Below are 18,070 nucleotides of genomic sequence, written 5' to 3' on the forward strand. Positions count from 1 at the left end.
GTTTAAATCATTGCTATTAACCTTTCACTCCTCCTACCGTTAAACCAGAAATAAAGTAACGTTGGAAAAACATGAATAATACAATAATCGGGAGAATCGTTAACAAAGATCCAGAAATTAAAATATCGTAGTTATTACCATAAGGTGTTAACAACCCTGATAAGCCGATTGGTAACGTGAACATATCCTCTGTTCTCAGAATGACGGTCGGCCATAGAAAGCTATTCCAATAACCCATTGCCTGTAAAATAGCCATCGCTCCAAACGCAGGCTTCATTAACGGAACCATAATGCTGAAAAAAATTCTAAATTCGGAACATCCATCTATTCTAGCTGCATCAAGCAATTCCTTTGGCAATCCTAATGCGTATTGCCTAAAAAAGAAGATAGCAATAGGGGCTACCATGGTGGGGACAATAACCCCCCAGTATGTGTTAATCATTTTGAAGGACACCATCAATTTGTATAAAGGTAACATCAAAATTTCGATAGGAATCATCATTACAGTCAAAACAAGAATAAAAATTGCATTCCTACCCTTGAAATCGTACACTGCCAATGCATACCCAACCATAGAAGAAAAGAGTAAAGATAACACAGTTCCCACAGCGGTAATAATCAAACTATTTTTATACCAAGCCAGATATTTTGCCCCTTCCTGGAAAAGGTAGATATAGTTTTTAAATGACAGCAAATGTGCCTGTAATTTTAAATTTAAGCCATATCTGAGCAACTCCGTAGATGGCTTAAAGGATGCAAGTAATAAGGCAAAAAACGGAAAAAGTGCAACAATAGCTAAGAACAACAGTATTAATACAACTATCACCTTTGCGATCGGGTGGATTTTGGCCGTCTGCGTCAAACCTTACCCCTCCTTCTTGAAGGCGCCAGTAACCTTCAACTGAATGATATTAATAACAAACACGATGATCAGAAGCACGATCCCGATAGCAGAACCGAATCCCATGTCATTATTTATAAACCCTTCCCGATAAATGTAACCTACTAAAGTAAGTCCAATATCACCAGGAGACTGATTTTGCCAAAACACAAAACTTTCCTCGTACATTCTGAACCCGCCAAAAATACTAATCGTTAACACATAGATGACTACGGGTTTTAAAAGTGGAAGTGTAATATAAAAAAACTTCCTGAACATCCCAGCTCCGTCTATCTCTGCCGACTCATAGAGTTCTTTCGGAATACTTTGCAACCCCGAGAGAAAATACAAAATATTCACCCCTAGCCACTTCCAAGAAGCTAAAAATACCATTAAAAACATTCCTGTTCCCCAATGCATCGTCCACTGTTGGGCTGGCATTCCTAGCAATTTCAATAGCGCATTCGCAGGCGCCGATTCCAACTCTCCAAAGATTAAGCGGAACACTACCCCGACTACAATGGTAGAAGTTAAGGCCGGGATGAAATAGGCAGAGCGAAAAAAATTACGTCCTGGTATAGCCTTAGAATTCAATATGACCGCTAGCACTAAAGGAAGTGGGATTAGAATAATTAGTGTCCAAATAGTGTAAATTGTTGTATTACGCAAAGCTGCATAAAAATGTGGATTGAGTAGTTTTTTATAATTTTCTACCCCAATAAACTTTGTTTCACCAGGTAATACTTCTTGAAAACTCATTATAATCGTCGAAATGGAAGGATAAAGGAAAAATATTAAAAAGGACAGGATAAACGGCGATACAAAAATATACGGAGCAACTTTTTGAGAAAAAATAATCCTATTTCCTTTTCGTTTCTGGGGTACTGCCTGTACTGAGTAGTCTAATTTATTTTCCACCGATACTCCCCCCTTATTCCCAATGTTATACTCTTCCCAAGCCGGGAAACATTAAATGGCGAGGGAAGACTCAAAGCTATGGCGTCACTCGAATCTTCCCTCGAGAATCCAAACCACTTTTGCTTATTACTTTCTCATTTCATTTGCGACATTTTTCAAAGCTTGTTCCGGGGACATGCTCTTCTCTTTTAAAACCTTGTACAACACAGTTTGGACAACTAACTCATTCATTTTTGGAGTATTTTCGGTAACTGTCGGCGAATCGATCTCATCTTTCATGCTCATAAGAACATCGAAAATATAATCTCCAAAGTATTCTGTATATTTGTTTGGTTCTTTCAACGCAGGATCACTCCAAACATCCCAACGAATCGGGTCGAACCCAAGCTCTTTCCAAATTTGAATGTTGGCTTCCTTAGATAATTTAGCAAACGCTAAAAACTCCTTTGCAAGCTCTACATTCTTACATTGGTTAGTGATAGCGGTTCCAGTACCGCCCATACCTGCTGAACGCTTTCCATCTGCCGTCCATTTTGGCATTGGTTTAATCACTATCTTCCCTTTTAAGTCCGGCATGTAGTCCGTAAACCGCACCATGTACCACATCGGCATCACAACAGAGGCAGCTCCCCCTTTGTTCATAAACCCATAATATTCTTCTGCATGATGATCCCCACCCGGAGCAGCTATAGCAATTTTTTCATCTAACAGTTGTTTTAAAAATGTTAATGTTTTTATGTTGATATCGTTATCTAAAATTACATTCCCATCCTTATCGTAAAAATCAGACCCTTGTTGTACAACTAGAGGCCAGTAAGTCCATGGACCGTCTGTTTCAATTGTAATCATAGGCTTCCCTGTGGCGCTAACTACCTTCTTACCCGCCTCTTTAAAATCATCCCATGTAACGATTTCATCGGGATTTACCCCTGCTTTATCCAATAATTCTTTATTATAGTAAATGACGGTTGCACCTACGTGAAAATCAATTCCATAGTATTTTCCATCTTTAGAGTAGATGTCGAACCTCGATTGAATGGTTTTGTCTTTCACGGGGTCTATAATATCATTTAACTCTACTAACTGCGGCTTTCCTTTTAAATAGTTGGAGAAACGAGAGATCTCAATATCTACAATGTCCGGCGCTCCTACTCCGGATTGCAAAGATAAAAGCAGTTTGTTATGCATGTCATCATACGGATAAGTGGTAGTTTCAAGCTGAATCTTTTTGTCAGGGTGTGTTTTATTCCACTCATCAGCCATAAGCTCAAAAAACTCAGCATGTTGCTCTCCAAATGTCCATAATGTTAGTTTATTAACACCATTTGTATCTTTACTTGATTGACCGGAATTGCTTGTGTCACTTGAACAACCAGCTAAAAACGCTGATACAGCCATAATGAATACTAGTAGTAATAAAGACAACTTCTTCATCGGTTTACCTCCCCCCCTGATTTCGAACGCGGATCAATGACCCCTATCAGCAACAATTCTCTTGAAGACATGATTTCTACTTACTATATGTTGCCGCTATTGTTGAAAACGCTTTTAAAATTAACCACCTCTCCTCTGAAGTTTATTTCAAATCCTTTTTAAAGGATCCGAAAACAATTTGACCTTACAAATAAATATCCATTTCTGGTTGTATGATTTTTTGTACGTATAACTTTTAACTTAATTGTACCATTATGTCTATTTTTTTCAACCAAAAATTTAAAAAAGTCAGTAAATGTTTTTTTACGCCTCAAAATGGTGCTAAAACATGTCCATATAACTTCTCTCACATTGATTACTTTTATTAAACATTAGAGCTTACTTCCTCTATTGATCAGCAACTTTTTACATAACATTAGTTGGTAAAAAACAAAGACACGGGCTCTTCTTCCAACCCGTGTCCTTGATTTCGCGCTATATGAATTACGTGCTATTTAACCTTACCTCCCTCGCCAAAATACCTCATTCCACCTCAGTTCGTTTTTGAATGACGAGACGGAAGTATGTTCATTGATCACGACACATTCAATGCCGGTCATTTCCGCAAAGTCTTCCAGCTGTTCAGCCGTGACGGCAAACGAGAAGCATGTGTGATGAGCACCGCCGGCTAAAATCCATGCTTCAGCTGAATCACGCAACGACGGGCGCGGTTTCCATAAAATACGGGCAACCGGCAATTTCGGCATGTCGTATTCCGGTTTCACCGCATCGACTTCATTGACAATGAGACGGAAACGGTGCCCTAAGTCAATCAGCGAAGCATTGACCGCTGCGCCCTCACCGCCGTCAAACACGAGACGGGCTGGATCTTCTTTTCCACCAATCGAAAGCGGATGAACTTCGATGCGCGGTCGCGTTGCCGCGATCGTCGGGCATACTTCGAGCATATGAGCGCCAAGAATCATTTCGTTGCCCGGCTCAAAGTGGTACGTGTAGTCTTCCATGAACGATGTTCCTTTGCCATCCGCCATGACTTTCATCAACCGAACGAGAGCAGCCGTTTTCCAGTCGCCTTCGCCGCCAAATCCATATCCCTCTGCCATAAGCCGTTGAACCGCTAGTCCTGGAAGTTGCTTCATGCCGTGCAAATCTTCAAACGTCGTCGTAAAGGCAGTGAAGTTCCCGTCTTGCAAAAAGGCTTTTAACCCAAGCTCAATCCGCGCCTGCTCACGGATCGACTCACGAACCGGTCCATCTTGACGGCCAGCAGGTACAATGTCATATAGTTCAGCATATTCATCAAGCAGTTCGTTGACGCTTTGTTCAGAAACATCGCGAATAGATTGCACCAAATCCCCAATGCCATAACCGTTGATCGACCAGCCGAATTGAATTTGCACTCCCACTTTGTCCCCTTCCGTTACCGCCACTTCACGCATGTTATCGCCGAAACGGGCAACTTTAAGATGTCGGCTTTCCGCAAAGGCGACGGCCGTCCGCATCCATTTCGCCAGCCGCTCGCGGACTTCTGGGTCTTCCCAATGACCAACGACGACTTTCCGGGCAACTCCCATTCTCGCACCGATAAATCCGTATTCTCGGTCACCGTGAGCCGATTGGTTTAAGTTCATAAAGTCCATATCGATGCTGTCCCACGGAATATCACGGTTAAACTGAGTGTGAAGATGCAATAACGGTTTTCGCAACTCCAAAAGGCCGCCAATCCACATCTTCGCTGGCGAGAACGTATGCATCCATGTGACAACGCCGGCACATTGTTCGCTCGCATTCGCCTCAAGACAAATGTTGCGAATTTCTTCTGGGGTTGTGACGATCGGTTTGAAAACGAGTGGGAACGGAAACACCGAATCACGGTTCAACTCATTGACGATCGTTCTTGAATGTTCTTCAACTTGTTTTAACGCTTCTTCCCCGTATAAGTGCTGGCTTCCTGTCACAAACCAAAATTCATAAGGACGTAATGATAACATGATTGCCTCTCCCCATTCACGATAAAGTCATAGATTCTTTTGCCGCCCGCGCGGTCTCTTTCCAATGTTTGAGCCGTTTCATCACATCGTTTTCTCCGCGGCCAAAGTAGTCATGCAGTTTCGTATATTCTTGATACAGCTGTTCATAAATGGCGACATTCTCCGGAATCGGTTTGAACGTCTCTTCACGCACTTTCCCCATGTTTTGTGCTGCTTCAACGATCGACTCATATCCACCGTTTTCTTTGCCGGCCGCGACCGCCGCAAACATGGCAGCCCCCACTGCCGGGGTTTGCTTCGACGCCGCAATTTTAATCTCGCGGTTGGTCACATCGGCATAAATTTGCATGAGTAGCTTATTTTTTTGCGGCAATCCGCCGCATGCGTACAGTTCATCCACGTTGACACCGTTTTCAACAAAGGCATCGATAATTTTGCGTGTTCCAAAGGCCGTTGCTTCAAGCAATGCACGGTAAACCTCTTCTGGTTTCGTTAGCAGCGTATAGCCAATGATCAACCCGGTTAAATCGGTGTCGACCAATACCGAACGGTTCCCGTTCCACCAGTCTAAAGCGAGCAATCCGGTTTCCCCCGGCCGGTAAGCAGCAGCACGCTTTTCCAGCCACTCATGGACACTAACCCCTTCTTTTTCCGCCGCTTCTTTCACATAAGCCGGAACGCCTTGTTCAACATACCAAGCGAAAATGTCGCCCACCGCTGACTGCCCGGCTTCATAGCCGAAATATCCCGGAATGATGCCATCCTCGACAACCCCGCACATTCCTTCCACATACTTTTCTTCCGTACCAAGCAACATATGGCAGATCGATGTTCCCATCGCCATCACCAATTTGCCTGGCTCAACGACCCCGACACCCGGTACAGCCGCATGGGCATCAACATTTCCGACCGCAACGGCGGTTCCGGGAAGGAGACCCATCATGGCAGCCATTTCCTTTGTTAACACTCCGGCTCTTGTGCCGAGTGGAACGATCGGACCACGCAGTTTCGTTTCTGTTAAATGTTCCAACCGCGGGTCAAGCGCCCGGAAAAACTCCTTACTTGGATAGCCGTCTTGTTTATGCCAAATCGATTTATAGCCAGCCGTACAGCTATTTCGCACCATTTGACCGGTCATTTTGAAGATTACCCAGTCGGTTGCCTCTAAAAAAAGATCGGTTTGATCGTAAATATCAGGCGCCTCGTTCAGAATCTGCCAAATTTTCGCAATCATCCATTCAGATGAAATCTTTCCACCGTAGCGCGGCAAAAACGCTTCGCCTCTTTTCGCCGCGATTTCATTGAGCAAGTTCGCTTCATCCTGGGCAGCATGATGTTTCCACAATTTCACCCAGCTGTGTGGACGATGCTTGAATTCGGGCTTCAGGCAAAGCGGCTCACCGGAAGCATCGACCGGCAGCATCGTGCAAGCGGTAAAATCAATACCAATCCCAATCACATCCGCCGGGTTGACCCCTGACTTTTGCAATACAGCCGGAACAGCAGTCGCCAACACTTCGATATAATCACCTGGGTGCTGTAGTGCCCAGTCTGGTTCTAATTGTACGTTCGATTCCGGCAATACTTCATCAATGACTCCGTGAGGATACGGAGTGACATGATCCGCAATTTCGTTTCCCTCTAGATCAACGAGAACGGCGCGCCCCGATTCCGTCCCATAGTCAATACCGATGACGTACTTTTTCCCCATCGCAGTCTCCCTCCCTTATTGTCCATAGTAAGCGTTTACACCATGCTTGCGTAAATAATGACGGTCAAGCAGCGACTGGCTGATCGGCTGTGCATTTGGATTGAGCATGTACGTTCTTGCCGCCATTTTCGCCACTTCTTCCAAAACGACAGCATTGTGGACAGCATTGGCCGGATCTTTTCCCCAGGCAAATGGTCCATGGCCATGCACCAAAACGCCTGGCACTTGCAATGGGTCGAGGAAGCGGAACGTTTCGGTGATCACTTTGCCGGTTTCAAGTTCATACGCCCCTTGAATTTCCTCGCTGGTCATCGGCCGAGTGCACGGGATTTCGCCATAAAAATAGTCGGCATGCGTCGTCCCCAACGGAGGAATCCCTTTCCCGGCCTGCGCCCAAACAGTCGCCCAAGTCGAATGGGTATGCACAATTCCTCCGATTCCCGGAAATTGTTTATACAGCCAGAGATGGGTCGGAGTGTCCGATGACGGTTTCCACTCTCCTTCCACCACCTCGCCGTCTAAATTCACGACCACCATATCTTCCGCAGTCAGTCTGTCATACGCCAACCCACTTGGCTTAATGACAACCAACCCGCGCTCCCGGTCAATCCCGCTCACATTTCCCCATGTAAATGTCACAAGGCGGTATTGTGGGAGCTGCAGGTTGGCCTCAAATACAGCCCGTTTCAGCTCCTCAAGCATAACTCCCACTCCCTATAAAAGTCTCTTCACCTCCATTATAATTTTGTACGTACAATTTTTCCATACTTTTTTCTTTATTTTGGACATATTTTTATATTTCTTTAGTAGAGTTCCGGACAATTAACTCAGGTTTATAAATAATATCCCTGATCGTTTCAGCCGTTGGCTGTTCGATCATTTGAATAAGCAGTTGCGCTGCTTCGATCCCCATTTCCATTTTTGGATGACGGATCGTCGTTAACTTCACTTCCGTCGCTGTCGCAAACGTCGAGTCATCAAACCCGACGATCGAAAGGTCATCAGGAACGGATAATCCTTGTTGACGAATCACCTCAAGAAGTAAAATCGCCAGCTCATCGTTATAGCAGACAAAGGCAGTTGGTCGCTCCCCTTTTGGGCGTTGCAAAAACTGTCTTGCCACCTCAAGCGGTTTTGTCATTTTCTCCTCTGTTGCATAAGAAAGAAGATAGTCTGTTGCAACAGGCATCTCGTGTTGCTGGTGAGCGCGAATAAAGCCGCGCAAACGGTCCACTCCTTGCAAATCGTCGGTTTTAAAGAAACCAGCAATCCGGCGGTGCCCTAAACGAATAAGATGATCGGTCAATAAAAATCCGCCCTGCTCATCATCCATTTTCACGCATGGACAGCTCACTTCCAAATAGCGAGCGTTAATCATGACATACGGAATATGGAGGTTATTGAGCGACAAGTAGTAGCCTAGGTTCGGATTCCCTTGTGCACTTTTGGTTGGCTCGATGATCAACCCACTTAATGGTTCTCGAATCATCTCCTCAAGCTGCTCTTTCTCTCGCTGTTTATCATTATTCGTACTGGCCAGCAAAAGACGGTATCCCTTTTCCCGCAACGTCTCCTCCGCCCCGCGGACAATATGCGGAAAAATATAGTCGGAAATATAAGTAGTGATGATCCCAATGGTTTTCGTATCCACTTGTTCTTTTGACTTCGGCCGGGACACAAATGTGCCGCTCCCTTGAATTTTGTACAGCCACCCTTCCTTCTCGAGCTCCCCGAGCGCCTGCCGAACCGTATGACGACTTAACTGAAACTGGTTGGCGATTTCATGCTCAGTTGGAATTTTCTCATCCGGCTTCATTTTTCCAGACACGATCCAAGATAAAATTTCTTGCTTTAATTGCACATATTTTGGCACCATTTTCTCCTTCATAAGTCCACCTCAACGACAAAAATGAGATACAAATTAATTTTATTATAGCAATTCTCATTTGTTCGTATCTATTTTTAATAACAAAGGGCCAAGCAGATTGGCTTGACCCTTTGTTTTGCTTACGCAGCTTTGTTTTTGTTGTAAATATCAAAGGCAACAGCGGCAAGCAGAACAAGTCCTTTAATGGCTTGTTGCCAGTCGATGCCCAGTCCAAGTAAGGACATCCCGTTATTCATTACGCCCATGACAAGACCACCGATGATCGCCCCACCGATCGTACCGACGCCGCCATAAGCAGATGCACCTCCAATAAAGCATGCCGCGATGGCATCGAGTTCAAACAAATTTCCTGCTTTTGGCGTCGCTGCGTTGAGACGGGCAGCAAAAATTAGTCCGGACAAAGCGGCCAATACCCCCATATTCACAAACACCCAAAAAGTGACACGTTTTGTTTTAATCCCTGACAGTTGGGCTGCCTTTTCATTGCCGCCAATAGCATAAATGTGACGCCCAACGACCGTTCGATTAGCGACAAATGAATAAGCGATGATCAACGCAGCCAAAATAACTAAGATTGTCGGAATTCCTTCGTACGTCGCCAAAATATAAGAGAAGATCATAATAACGGCAACAATGACGGCCATTTTTATCCCAAACACCGGGGCAGGACTGACCGCAAAGCCGTATTTTTTTTGGCCGTTTCGTTTTCGCCATTCCAATGCGATAAATAAGACAGAAATCGCTAAACCGACCACAAGAGTGAAAAGATGAAGAGATCCCCCATTAAATAGATCCGGAAGAAACCCAGAACTAATATTTTGGAATGTTTTCGGAAACGGGGCGATTGATTGCCCCTCTAAAATGACCATCGTCAACCCGCGAAACAGTAACATGCCTGCCAACGTCACAATAAACGCCGGGATTTTCACGTAGGCAACCCAAAATCCTTGCCATGCCCCAATCAAGGCTCCTAGCACTAAGCAAATGAGAACTGTCATCCAAACCGGTACATGATGTTGAACCATAAGAATGCCAGCCAAAGCCCCGACAAAGGCTGCCACCGATCCGACCGATAAGTCGATATGTCCAGTAATAATGACAAGCATCATTCCAACAGCCAACACTAAAATATAACTGTTTTGCAAGATTAAGTTCGTAATATTTAGCGGCCTTAATAAAATGCCTCCCGTTAATAATTGAAACAATAACATGATCAAGACAAGAGCGATCACCATGCTATAGCTTCTCATATTGCTTTTTATCATCTGTTTGAAAGTTAACCGTTCGTCCTTTGTTGACCGCTTTGAAGGTTGGTGTACTGTTTTTTGCATCGGTGCTTCCATCTTATACTCCCTCCCGAATAGCCGTTTTTGTCATTAGTCTCATTAATTTTTCCTGTGTCGCTTCTTCCCGTACAACTTCACCAGTGATGCGTCCTTCGCTCATCACGTAAATCCGGTCGCACATCCCGAGAATTTCTGGAAGCTCGGAAGAAATCATTAAAATGCCTTTCCCTGCATTCGCCAACTGATGAATGATCGTATAAATTTCATATTTCGCCCCTACATCAATTCCCCTTGTCGGTTCATCCAAAATCAAAATATCCGGTTCGGCAAAAATCCATTTACTTAAAACGACTTTTTGCTGATTTCCACCACTAAGCGCTTCCGCTTTTTGAAACACGCTTGGGGTTTTAATTTTGAATTGGTTACGGAATCGTTCCGATTCAATAATTTCCTTATTTTCATCGACCACAAAATGGTTCGAGATTTTTCCTAAGCGAGAAAGCGTAATATTTTTCCGAATGTCTTCCATTAAGATAAGGCCATTTCCTTTCCTGTCTTCGGTTACATAAGCGATCCCGTTGGCAATGGCTTTACTAACATCGCTTACATCGATTTTGGCCCCATTTTTCCATATCTCACCGCTGATTTTCTTTCCGTATGATCGACCAAAGATGCTCATGGCCAATTCAGTTCGACCTGCCCCCATGAGACCGGCGATTCCCACAATTTCTCCTCTGCGAATTGACAAATGAACATTATCAATTACTTTGCGTTCGGGATAAACAGGATGATGTACGGTCCAGTTTTTTACTTCAAATATAACTTCACCGATCTTCGGCGTTCTTGTCGGATAACGGTTCGTTAAATCACGCCCCACCATTCCGCGAATGATTCGATCCTCGGTCACTTCATCGCGCTTCATATCCAATGTTTCAATCGTTTTTCCATCCCGTAAAATCGTGATCGAATCGGCGACCTTGGCAATTTCATTCAACTTATGAGAAATAATAATGGCAGACAAACCTTGTTTTTTAAACTCTAAAAGCAAGTTTAATAAATTTTCACTGTCATCTTCATTCAATGCCGCCGTCGGCTCATCCAAAATAAGCAATTTTACTTCTTTGGATAATGCTTTCGCGATTTCCACCAATTGCTGTTTGCCGACTCCAAGTTGACCGACCAACGTGTGGGGGGATTCATCCAATCCAACTTTCTGCAACAGCTCTTTTGTTTGTGCAAACGTTTCGTTCCAGTTAATGACTCCTTTTTTCGCCCGTTCATTCCCTAAAAAAATGTTTTCAGCAATGGACAAATAGGGGATTAGGGCAAGCTCTTGATGGATGATGACAATCCCTAATTGCTCGCTCTGTTTAATATCTTTAAATTTGCATACTTCTCCTTTAAATAAAATTTCCCCGTCATACGTCCCATGTGGATAAACGCCACTTAACACTTTCATCAATGTCGATTTTCCTGCCCCATTCTCCCCGCAAAGCGCATGAATTTCTCCTTCTCGCACCTTTAAATTCACATTATCAAGCGCTTTCACTCCGGGAAATTGTTTCGTAATCCCCCTCATTTCCAAAATAAATGCACACATACTCCCCCGCCTCCTCGTAAGAGAGCACGGATATAAGGGACGGCAGCCCTTATATCCGCTTTTTCTCTCAAGCTTATTTCAAATCTTCTTTTTTGTAATAGCCACTATCGACTAGCACTTTTTCATAATTCGATTGATCGACGGAAATCGGTTCCAACAAGTAAGACGGCACGACTTTTACCCCATTATCATATGTTTTGGTGTCGTTTACTTCCGGCTTTTTGTCCTTCAATACTGCATCAGCCATCTCAACAGCTTTTTTCGCCAATTCCCGCGTATCTTTAAATACCGTTTGTGTTTGTTCACCAGCAATAATCGATTTTATTGAAGCCAATTCCGCATCTTGTCCCGTGATTACCGGCATCGGTTTGCTCGCGGTCCCATAACCGACCCCTTTTAAGGAAGAAATGACCCCGATGCTAATACCGTCGTACGGAGACAGTACGGCATCAACACGAGCGTCCGTATAATGCGCGCTCAGCAAGTTATCCATACGCGCTTGAGCTGTCGCCCCATCCCAACGGAGTGTTGCAACTTGGTCGAATTTTGTTTGACCGCTTTTTACCACTAGCTTTCCTGAATCGATGTACGGTTTTAAAATCGACATGGCTCCATCAAAGAAGAAATAAGCGTTATTGTCATCTGGAGATCCAGCAAACAACTCAATATTGAACGGGCCTTTTCCTTCTTTAAGACCAAGCTTTTGTTCAATGTATTGGCCTTGCAGCACACCAACTTTAAAGTTGTCGAATGTCGCATAGTAGTCCACATACTTGCTATTCTTGATTAAGCGGTCGTACGAAATCACCTTAATCCCTTGTTTATTCGCTTTTTCCAATACGTCGGTCAACGCTTCCCCATCAATCGGTGCAATGACTAACACGTTAACGCCTTTGGTGATCATATTTTCAATTTGAGATACCTGGTTTTCGACTACGTCTTCAGCATATTGCAAATCCGTCTTATAACCGAGCTTCTCAAACTCTTTCACCATACTTTCCCCATCACGCACCCAGCGCTCCGATGACTTTGTTGGCATCGAAATACCGACAAACCCAGCGTTCTTTCCGCCACTCGTTCCGATGCCGCCACATGCAGACAACGCCAATACAAGGAACAGTAACGTTAGTGTAGATAAAAACCTTTTCATTTTTCCCCCTCCTAAAATTTGTACGTATATTTTCTTCGTGCTTTTACTATATCATTGATTAAATTGTACGTCTTTTTAATCAATTAACGATTTTTATAAAAATTTAACTTTATTGAAGCGTTTTCAAAAAAAGAAAGATGTCCCTACAAATTGGGACACCCTTTTTGATTACCATATGTAAACAATGAATCTTCCTTGAATCGATATCTAGTATGTCTGTGGAAGGCAGGCGGCTTTTGAGGTCAGCTCCCGCAAAAAGAAAACGTGATCTGTTTTGCTACTAGCTATGCCTCACGTTCTAGATGTATCTTCCGATATTGGTTTGGAGGCACTCCCATCGCTTTTTTAAAGGCCGTGCTAAAATAATGTTGTGTATCATAGCCGACTCGCTCGGCAATTTCGTGAATAGGTAGTTCCGTAGATAAAAGTAGCTCAACCGCCTTCGTCAGTCGAATTTTCGTCAATAAGTGAACAAAAGAAATGCCTAGCTCTTGCTTGATCATTCGGCTCAGGTAAATGGGAGAGACATTGAGAAATTGAGCAACCGACTCAAGTGTCAGTTCTGACTGGCTAAAATGTGTCTGTATATACTGTTTGGCGCGGCGGACAACCGGAGAAAGACGCTTTTCTTCCTCCATCTTCCTCTTACATTTTTCATACGCCGAAATCACCCCGGTCACCCCTCCCTCTACCATTTCCATATAAGCGCTAGCTCCAATGTACAAATATTGCTTTAATGCGGCTTCAATCCCCCTACGCTGTTCTTCACTAATCGGTGTCCAAACTATGACAACAACGAACCCATTTGAATCGCGAAAAACCAACATTTCATGATTCACCAACAATTCAGACACGATGTTTTCTATCGCAAACAAAAGAATGTATCGATCCCGATCGTTCATAATGGGTTGATTTTTAAACGAGAACCATTGAATGACAACAACTTGAACAGGACAAAATGATGGAAGGCCAAGCAAAGGCAACTGTCTCATCATTTCCTCTTCCCTCAATCTTCCTTCTACCCATTCGACTCCTAATTGCTGGCGAAGCAACCCGACATTTTTTTGTACTTGACTCGTTAATAGCTCTACATATCCTCTCTCCTGATGCTCACGTTCAAGTTTCTCTTTCACCTTCGCCACTACTTCGCGCAATTGCTTTGGGTCCGTTGGTTTTAACAAGTAATCATCCACCTGGAGACGGAGTGCTTCTTGCGCATATGAAAACTCATCGTAACCAGTAATCACGATCATATGGCAGTGCGGCAGCCTCTCTCGCACATGTTTCATAAGTGTCAGCCCGTCCATAATCGGCATGCTCAAATCTACAAATAATACGTGCACTTCATGTTTTATCGCTAATTCTAGCGCCTCTTCCCCATCTTCCGCTTCCGCGATCACTTCCATATTGAATTGAGCCCAGTCGATCGATTCTCGAATTCCTTCACGAATAATCATCTCATCATCCGCAATTAGCACTTTCCACATTTCTTCGTCCCTCCTAGGAGAGGTTCATGATCATTGGATGCACAATCATCACGGTCGTTCCTTTCCCTTCTTCACTGTCAATATACAACCGATAAGACGGACCGAATGTTAATTGCAACCGAGCCTGTACATTGACCATTCCGTATCCTTTTATATTTCTCATCTTGCCTTCCTGATCTCCCGCTGTAAAGTCAATCGTTAGACTTTTCCGCAGCTCCTCAAGCCGCTCCCGGGACATTCCAATCCCATCATCTTTCACGCGAATATACATCGTTCCATCTCGCTCTTCTGCTTGAATCGAAATATGCCCCGGTCCTCTTCGCTGTTTAATGCCATGATAAATAGCATTTTCCACAATTGGCTGCAACAACAATTTTAACACATAGAACTGTTGCAAATGTTCAGGAATATCAAATGTGTAGTTTAACTTATCTTTATAACGAACTTTCTGAATGTGCAAGTAACTTTTTATATGTTCGATCTCCTCAGCGAAAAGAATCATGTTCCTTCCTTTGCTCAACCCGATGCGGAACAGCTTTGCCAGCGCACCCACCACTTCCGCTACATCATCCGCCCCTTTTTTTCGCGCCATCCACTGAATCGTATCTAACGTATTGTAAAGGAAATGCGGCTTAATTTGGGCCTGCAGCTCCCGCAACTCCGCTTCCCAACGCTGTCGCTCCTGCCATTCTGCCAAAGAAATAAAACGTTGCATTTGATCCAACATATGGTTGAAGCTTCGGCCTAATATCCCAATTTCATCCATACGTTCATCATGATAACGGACCGTTAAATCGCCTGCTTGCGCTTTTTTCATAAAAGCTGTTAGCTGGCTGATTGGGCGCGATAACGAAAAAGATAAGTAATACGAGGCGCCGAGCGCAATAAAACAGACGAAAAAGATGAAGCTGATGATATAAAAACGGATTTCCATCACTTCTAACGCCGATTCATTGCCAGAAAATACTCCGATAATCGTCCAATTGGTAAACGGGGAGCGTTGATAAATCAACTGGATATGTTGTCCGTTTATTTCTTTCGAAAACGTACCACTATTCCCTTGAACCCATCGCAGCGGAATTGTTCGAAGCGGCGATGGGCTTGGAGTATAAATACTCTCGCCTCGCTCATCTATCACTAGCAAATGTCCCCATTTCCCAAGACGGACGTTTTTTGTCGCTTCTGCAATGACTCGCAGCTTTAAATCAATAAGCACGACTCCCTTCACCTTTTGTGTCTCAGGCTCTAAAATCGCCCGTACTGCGGATACGACCTCTTCGCTTGAATAATTGGCATGGGAAAGGACATTTCGCCCACCAGGATGGCCAATCATTTTAAAAATCCCTTTATTTTTAACCGCCTCCTGATACCACGATTCCTCTGTCAACGGTTGCGAGGAGCGGCTGTACATTTCATTGCTAATATAATCGCCATGTTGGTTGACAACCAAGATTCCAGCAATTTCAGGATATAACGTTGTAATCCCTTGCAAAAACTGACGAATCTCATACTCATCACTAGAGGTGGAGCGGTCAAAAAATGCTTTCGTCTCAGGATTAAATGCAATTAAATACGTAATATTTTGCATATTATTAACATAAAACTCTAATGTTCTATTGACTTGGCTAATTAACTGTAACGTATTTTCGTTAACTTGCCGCTCGATGATTCGGTCAACCGCCCAGCTCACTAGGCCTCCAAGCCCGAGAGCAGGGACAATCATAGAAATCAGCAACAAGGAAACAAACTTGTACCGTATCGGCCAATGACGAACTCGCCAACGTTTTCGTACTCCCAACATCGATCACTCATTTCTTCTTTATCTGGCATAAAAACGATCCACATTTTCTTTCGTAACAACCGTGATCCCTGTATCGACATACACCGGCAGAGGCAAATCCCCTGACCGCGAAGAAGACGTAAGGCGATGATGAAGTTGAAATAAAAACTGCAGCGACCAGTATCCCATATTCCATGTTCCTTGCGCCAATGTCGCAGCAATGACACCCTTCTTCACCAAATCTAACGTTTGTTTTTCCGTATCAAAACTAATCAATTTTACATGCTTTTTATTCAACATCACAACGGCCTCGGCCATGCCAACTCCCCCATTCGCTTCCGTTGCGAAGATCCCCTGCACATCTGGGTAATCCTCTAAGATCTCTATCGCCGCCTGTTTGGAAGCCCTAACATCCCCTTTCCCATTTTTTACAGCCACCACATGCATTTGTGGGTATTTTTGATAAATTGTCTCGACAAACCCTCTTGTTCTCTCTTGGTGATTAAGCTGATAAGGCGAAGTAATGATCCCGACATTCCCTTTATTCCCCAACAGTTTCGCCATTTCATGAGCTGCTGTCACTCCAGCATTATAGTTATTCGTCCCTAAAAACGAAAACGCCTTGCTTCCCGAAGCATTCGAATCAAACAACACAACTGGAATTCCTTTCTCCACTGCCTTGTTGATCGTTTTCGTCAACGCTGTCGGATTAATCGCTGAAATAGCAATACCCGCTGGCTTCCTTGCGATCACCTGTTCTAGCACCGTCACTTGTTCATTGACATCATACTGTGTCGCTCCGCGATATTCTACAGAGACGTTCAACTCCTCGGCGGCGTCTTCAAACCCTTTGAGACAGCGCTTCCAATAATCCATTCCTGATTGGAAGGTGATCATGACGTATTTTTCGTTAGGTTGGCCTTGAAATGCCGTCTCTTCTTGGGAGGATAAACGAAGGTGAGAAATTTCGAAATGATAGCGATATATATAAAGAAGAAACAAACCAATCAAGCAGACATAAATAATTGCTAATTTTTTCATATTAACCCTCCCCCCTGCAATATTCTCAAATCTCTTTAATAAAAACTTTCATCAATCGAAACCAATGGGATGACGTATTATTCCCTAAGTATAGGTGACGTTTATTCTAAGTGCAATAGGGGAGGTGGAAACGCTCCTTATTCATGTGTCATGTCTCAGCATCAAAATCCAAAACAAAAGAGGTGTCTCAAAAGCAGCGAGACACCCCTTTGTCACTACTATAAATATACAATATACGTATCAACAGATTCATAATTCTATATCTCTTGTTTCTCTGAGAAGGAGCAAACACCCTTTGTCGTGACTCCCTCTACTATCTTGTTATGCTTCAGGAATCCAGACAATCATTTGACCCGGCTGCCGGTTATCCCATACGTAATAAGGGATAGCTGTAAACTCGAACGGTTTGGCAGTAGGTGGAGTATTTCGATATAATCCTCCGTCCCAATCAGAATCATCGCACCTCAGCACTTGACCTGCTCTTTTTACCATTCCTCCGAGCAAACGCTCATCAAATTGTGCTTGTAGTATTGAAGTTCTCGGAAGGGAAATCGCATATAACGGTTCTGGGTTATCCGCCCCTTCTAGACATTGAACGTTCGCCCGCCTACGCTAACACTTAGAGGTGAGAGATTCTTGGGAACTTCCACTCTACGGCAGGCGGTTCACCAAGCCATCCCTGTCCCGCAGTTCAATAACTGCAAACGAAGCCCTTCCTGCAAAATATTTCGAGCAGCGTTGTGATCCCGGTCGCGTTCGACTCCGCAGTTTCGGCACGCCCTCGAACGGATGTTGAACGATTTCACCTCCACCTGCCAATGCCCGCAGCCACGAGCACCATTAACTCGATGAAAACGTGTAGCCGACACGGATCACCGTCCGCCCCTACCATTTCGCTATATAT

At 43.9% G+C, this 18,070-nt stretch carries 14 protein-coding genes and 1 pseudogene; all 15 read right to left on the bottom strand.

Annotation, left to right across the window (positions count from 1 at the left end):
- Window positions 1–16: 16 nt before the first annotated feature.
- Window positions 17–862, bottom strand: coding sequence for a carbohydrate ABC transporter permease (locus NSQ22_RS10110; protein WP_008880047.1), 846 nt, complete (start codon window positions 860–862; stop codon window positions 17–19).
- 3 nt (window positions 863–865) lie between these two features.
- Complete coding sequence (locus tag NSQ22_RS10115; RefSeq protein WP_099232738.1) at window positions 866–1,798, bottom strand: sugar ABC transporter permease; 933 nt, start codon at window positions 1,796–1,798, stop codon at window positions 866–868.
- Window positions 1,799–1,924: 126 nt separating this feature from the next.
- On the bottom strand, window positions 1,925–3,232 hold the full coding sequence (locus tag NSQ22_RS10120; protein ID WP_099232736.1) for a sugar ABC transporter substrate-binding protein: 1,308 nt from the start codon (window positions 3,230–3,232) through the stop codon (window positions 1,925–1,927).
- A 500-nt stretch (window positions 3,233–3,732) separates the two neighbouring features.
- Window positions 3,733–5,223, bottom strand: a complete 1,491-nt coding sequence (gene araA, locus NSQ22_RS10125; protein WP_081157485.1) for an L-arabinose isomerase — start codon at window positions 5,221–5,223, stop codon at window positions 3,733–3,735.
- Between the two features lie 16 nt (window positions 5,224–5,239).
- Window positions 5,240–6,934 (bottom strand): ribulokinase, encoded by a 1,695-nt coding sequence (locus NSQ22_RS10130; protein WP_081157484.1) that lies wholly within the window; start codon window positions 6,932–6,934, stop codon window positions 5,240–5,242.
- A gap of 15 nt (window positions 6,935–6,949) precedes the next feature.
- Window positions 6,950–7,636 carry an L-ribulose-5-phosphate 4-epimerase gene (gene araD, locus NSQ22_RS10135; protein WP_339263385.1) on the bottom strand — a complete coding sequence of 229 codons (687 nt, stop codon included), beginning with the start codon at window positions 7,634–7,636 and terminating at the stop codon, window positions 6,950–6,952.
- Between the two features lie 91 nt (window positions 7,637–7,727).
- Window positions 7,728–8,822 carry a GntR family transcriptional regulator gene (locus NSQ22_RS10140; RefSeq protein WP_011887526.1) on the bottom strand — a complete coding sequence of 365 codons (1,095 nt, stop codon included), beginning with the start codon at window positions 8,820–8,822 and terminating at the stop codon, window positions 7,728–7,730.
- 119 nt (window positions 8,823–8,941) lie between these two features.
- A complete protein-coding gene (gene mmsB / locus NSQ22_RS10145) occupies window positions 8,942–10,165 on the bottom strand; it encodes a multiple monosaccharide ABC transporter permease (RefSeq protein ID WP_011887527.1) in 1,224 nt (407 codons plus the stop codon).
- A 1-nt stretch (window position 10,166) separates the two neighbouring features.
- Window positions 10,167–11,708, bottom strand: a complete 1,542-nt coding sequence (mmsA, locus tag NSQ22_RS10150; RefSeq protein WP_008880039.1) for a multiple monosaccharide ABC transporter ATP-binding protein — start codon at window positions 11,706–11,708, stop codon at window positions 10,167–10,169.
- Between the two features lie 73 nt (window positions 11,709–11,781).
- Complete coding sequence (chvE, locus tag NSQ22_RS10155) at window positions 11,782–12,858, bottom strand: multiple monosaccharide ABC transporter substrate-binding protein (protein WP_008880038.1); 1,077 nt, start codon at window positions 12,856–12,858, stop codon at window positions 11,782–11,784.
- A gap of 284 nt (window positions 12,859–13,142) precedes the next feature.
- Complete coding sequence (locus NSQ22_RS10160; protein ID WP_011887529.1) at window positions 13,143–14,345, bottom strand: response regulator; 1,203 nt, start codon at window positions 14,343–14,345, stop codon at window positions 13,143–13,145.
- 13 nt (window positions 14,346–14,358) lie between these two features.
- Complete coding sequence (locus NSQ22_RS10165; RefSeq protein WP_081157483.1) at window positions 14,359–16,146, bottom strand: sensor histidine kinase; 1,788 nt, start codon at window positions 16,144–16,146, stop codon at window positions 14,359–14,361.
- Window positions 16,147–16,164: 18 nt separating this feature from the next.
- Entirely contained in the window at window positions 16,165–17,166 is a 1,002-nt protein-coding gene (locus NSQ22_RS10170; RefSeq protein ID WP_008880034.1) for a substrate-binding domain-containing protein, read from the bottom strand.
- Window positions 17,167–17,487: 321 nt separating this feature from the next.
- Window positions 17,488–17,751, bottom strand: a pseudogene (locus NSQ22_RS10175) (glycoside hydrolase family 127 protein); the annotation flags it as partial.
- An 80-nt stretch (window positions 17,752–17,831) separates the two neighbouring features.
- Window positions 17,832–18,035 carry a zinc ribbon domain-containing protein gene (locus NSQ22_RS10180; RefSeq protein WP_081157481.1) on the bottom strand — a complete coding sequence of 68 codons (204 nt, stop codon included), beginning with the start codon at window positions 18,033–18,035 and terminating at the stop codon, window positions 17,832–17,834.
- Window positions 18,036–18,070 lie beyond the last annotated feature (35 nt).

The organism is Geobacillus sp. FSL K6-3411, assembly GCF_037965715.1.
Lineage (GTDB): Bacteria > Bacillota > Bacilli > Bacillales > Anoxybacillaceae > Geobacillus > Geobacillus thermodenitrificans.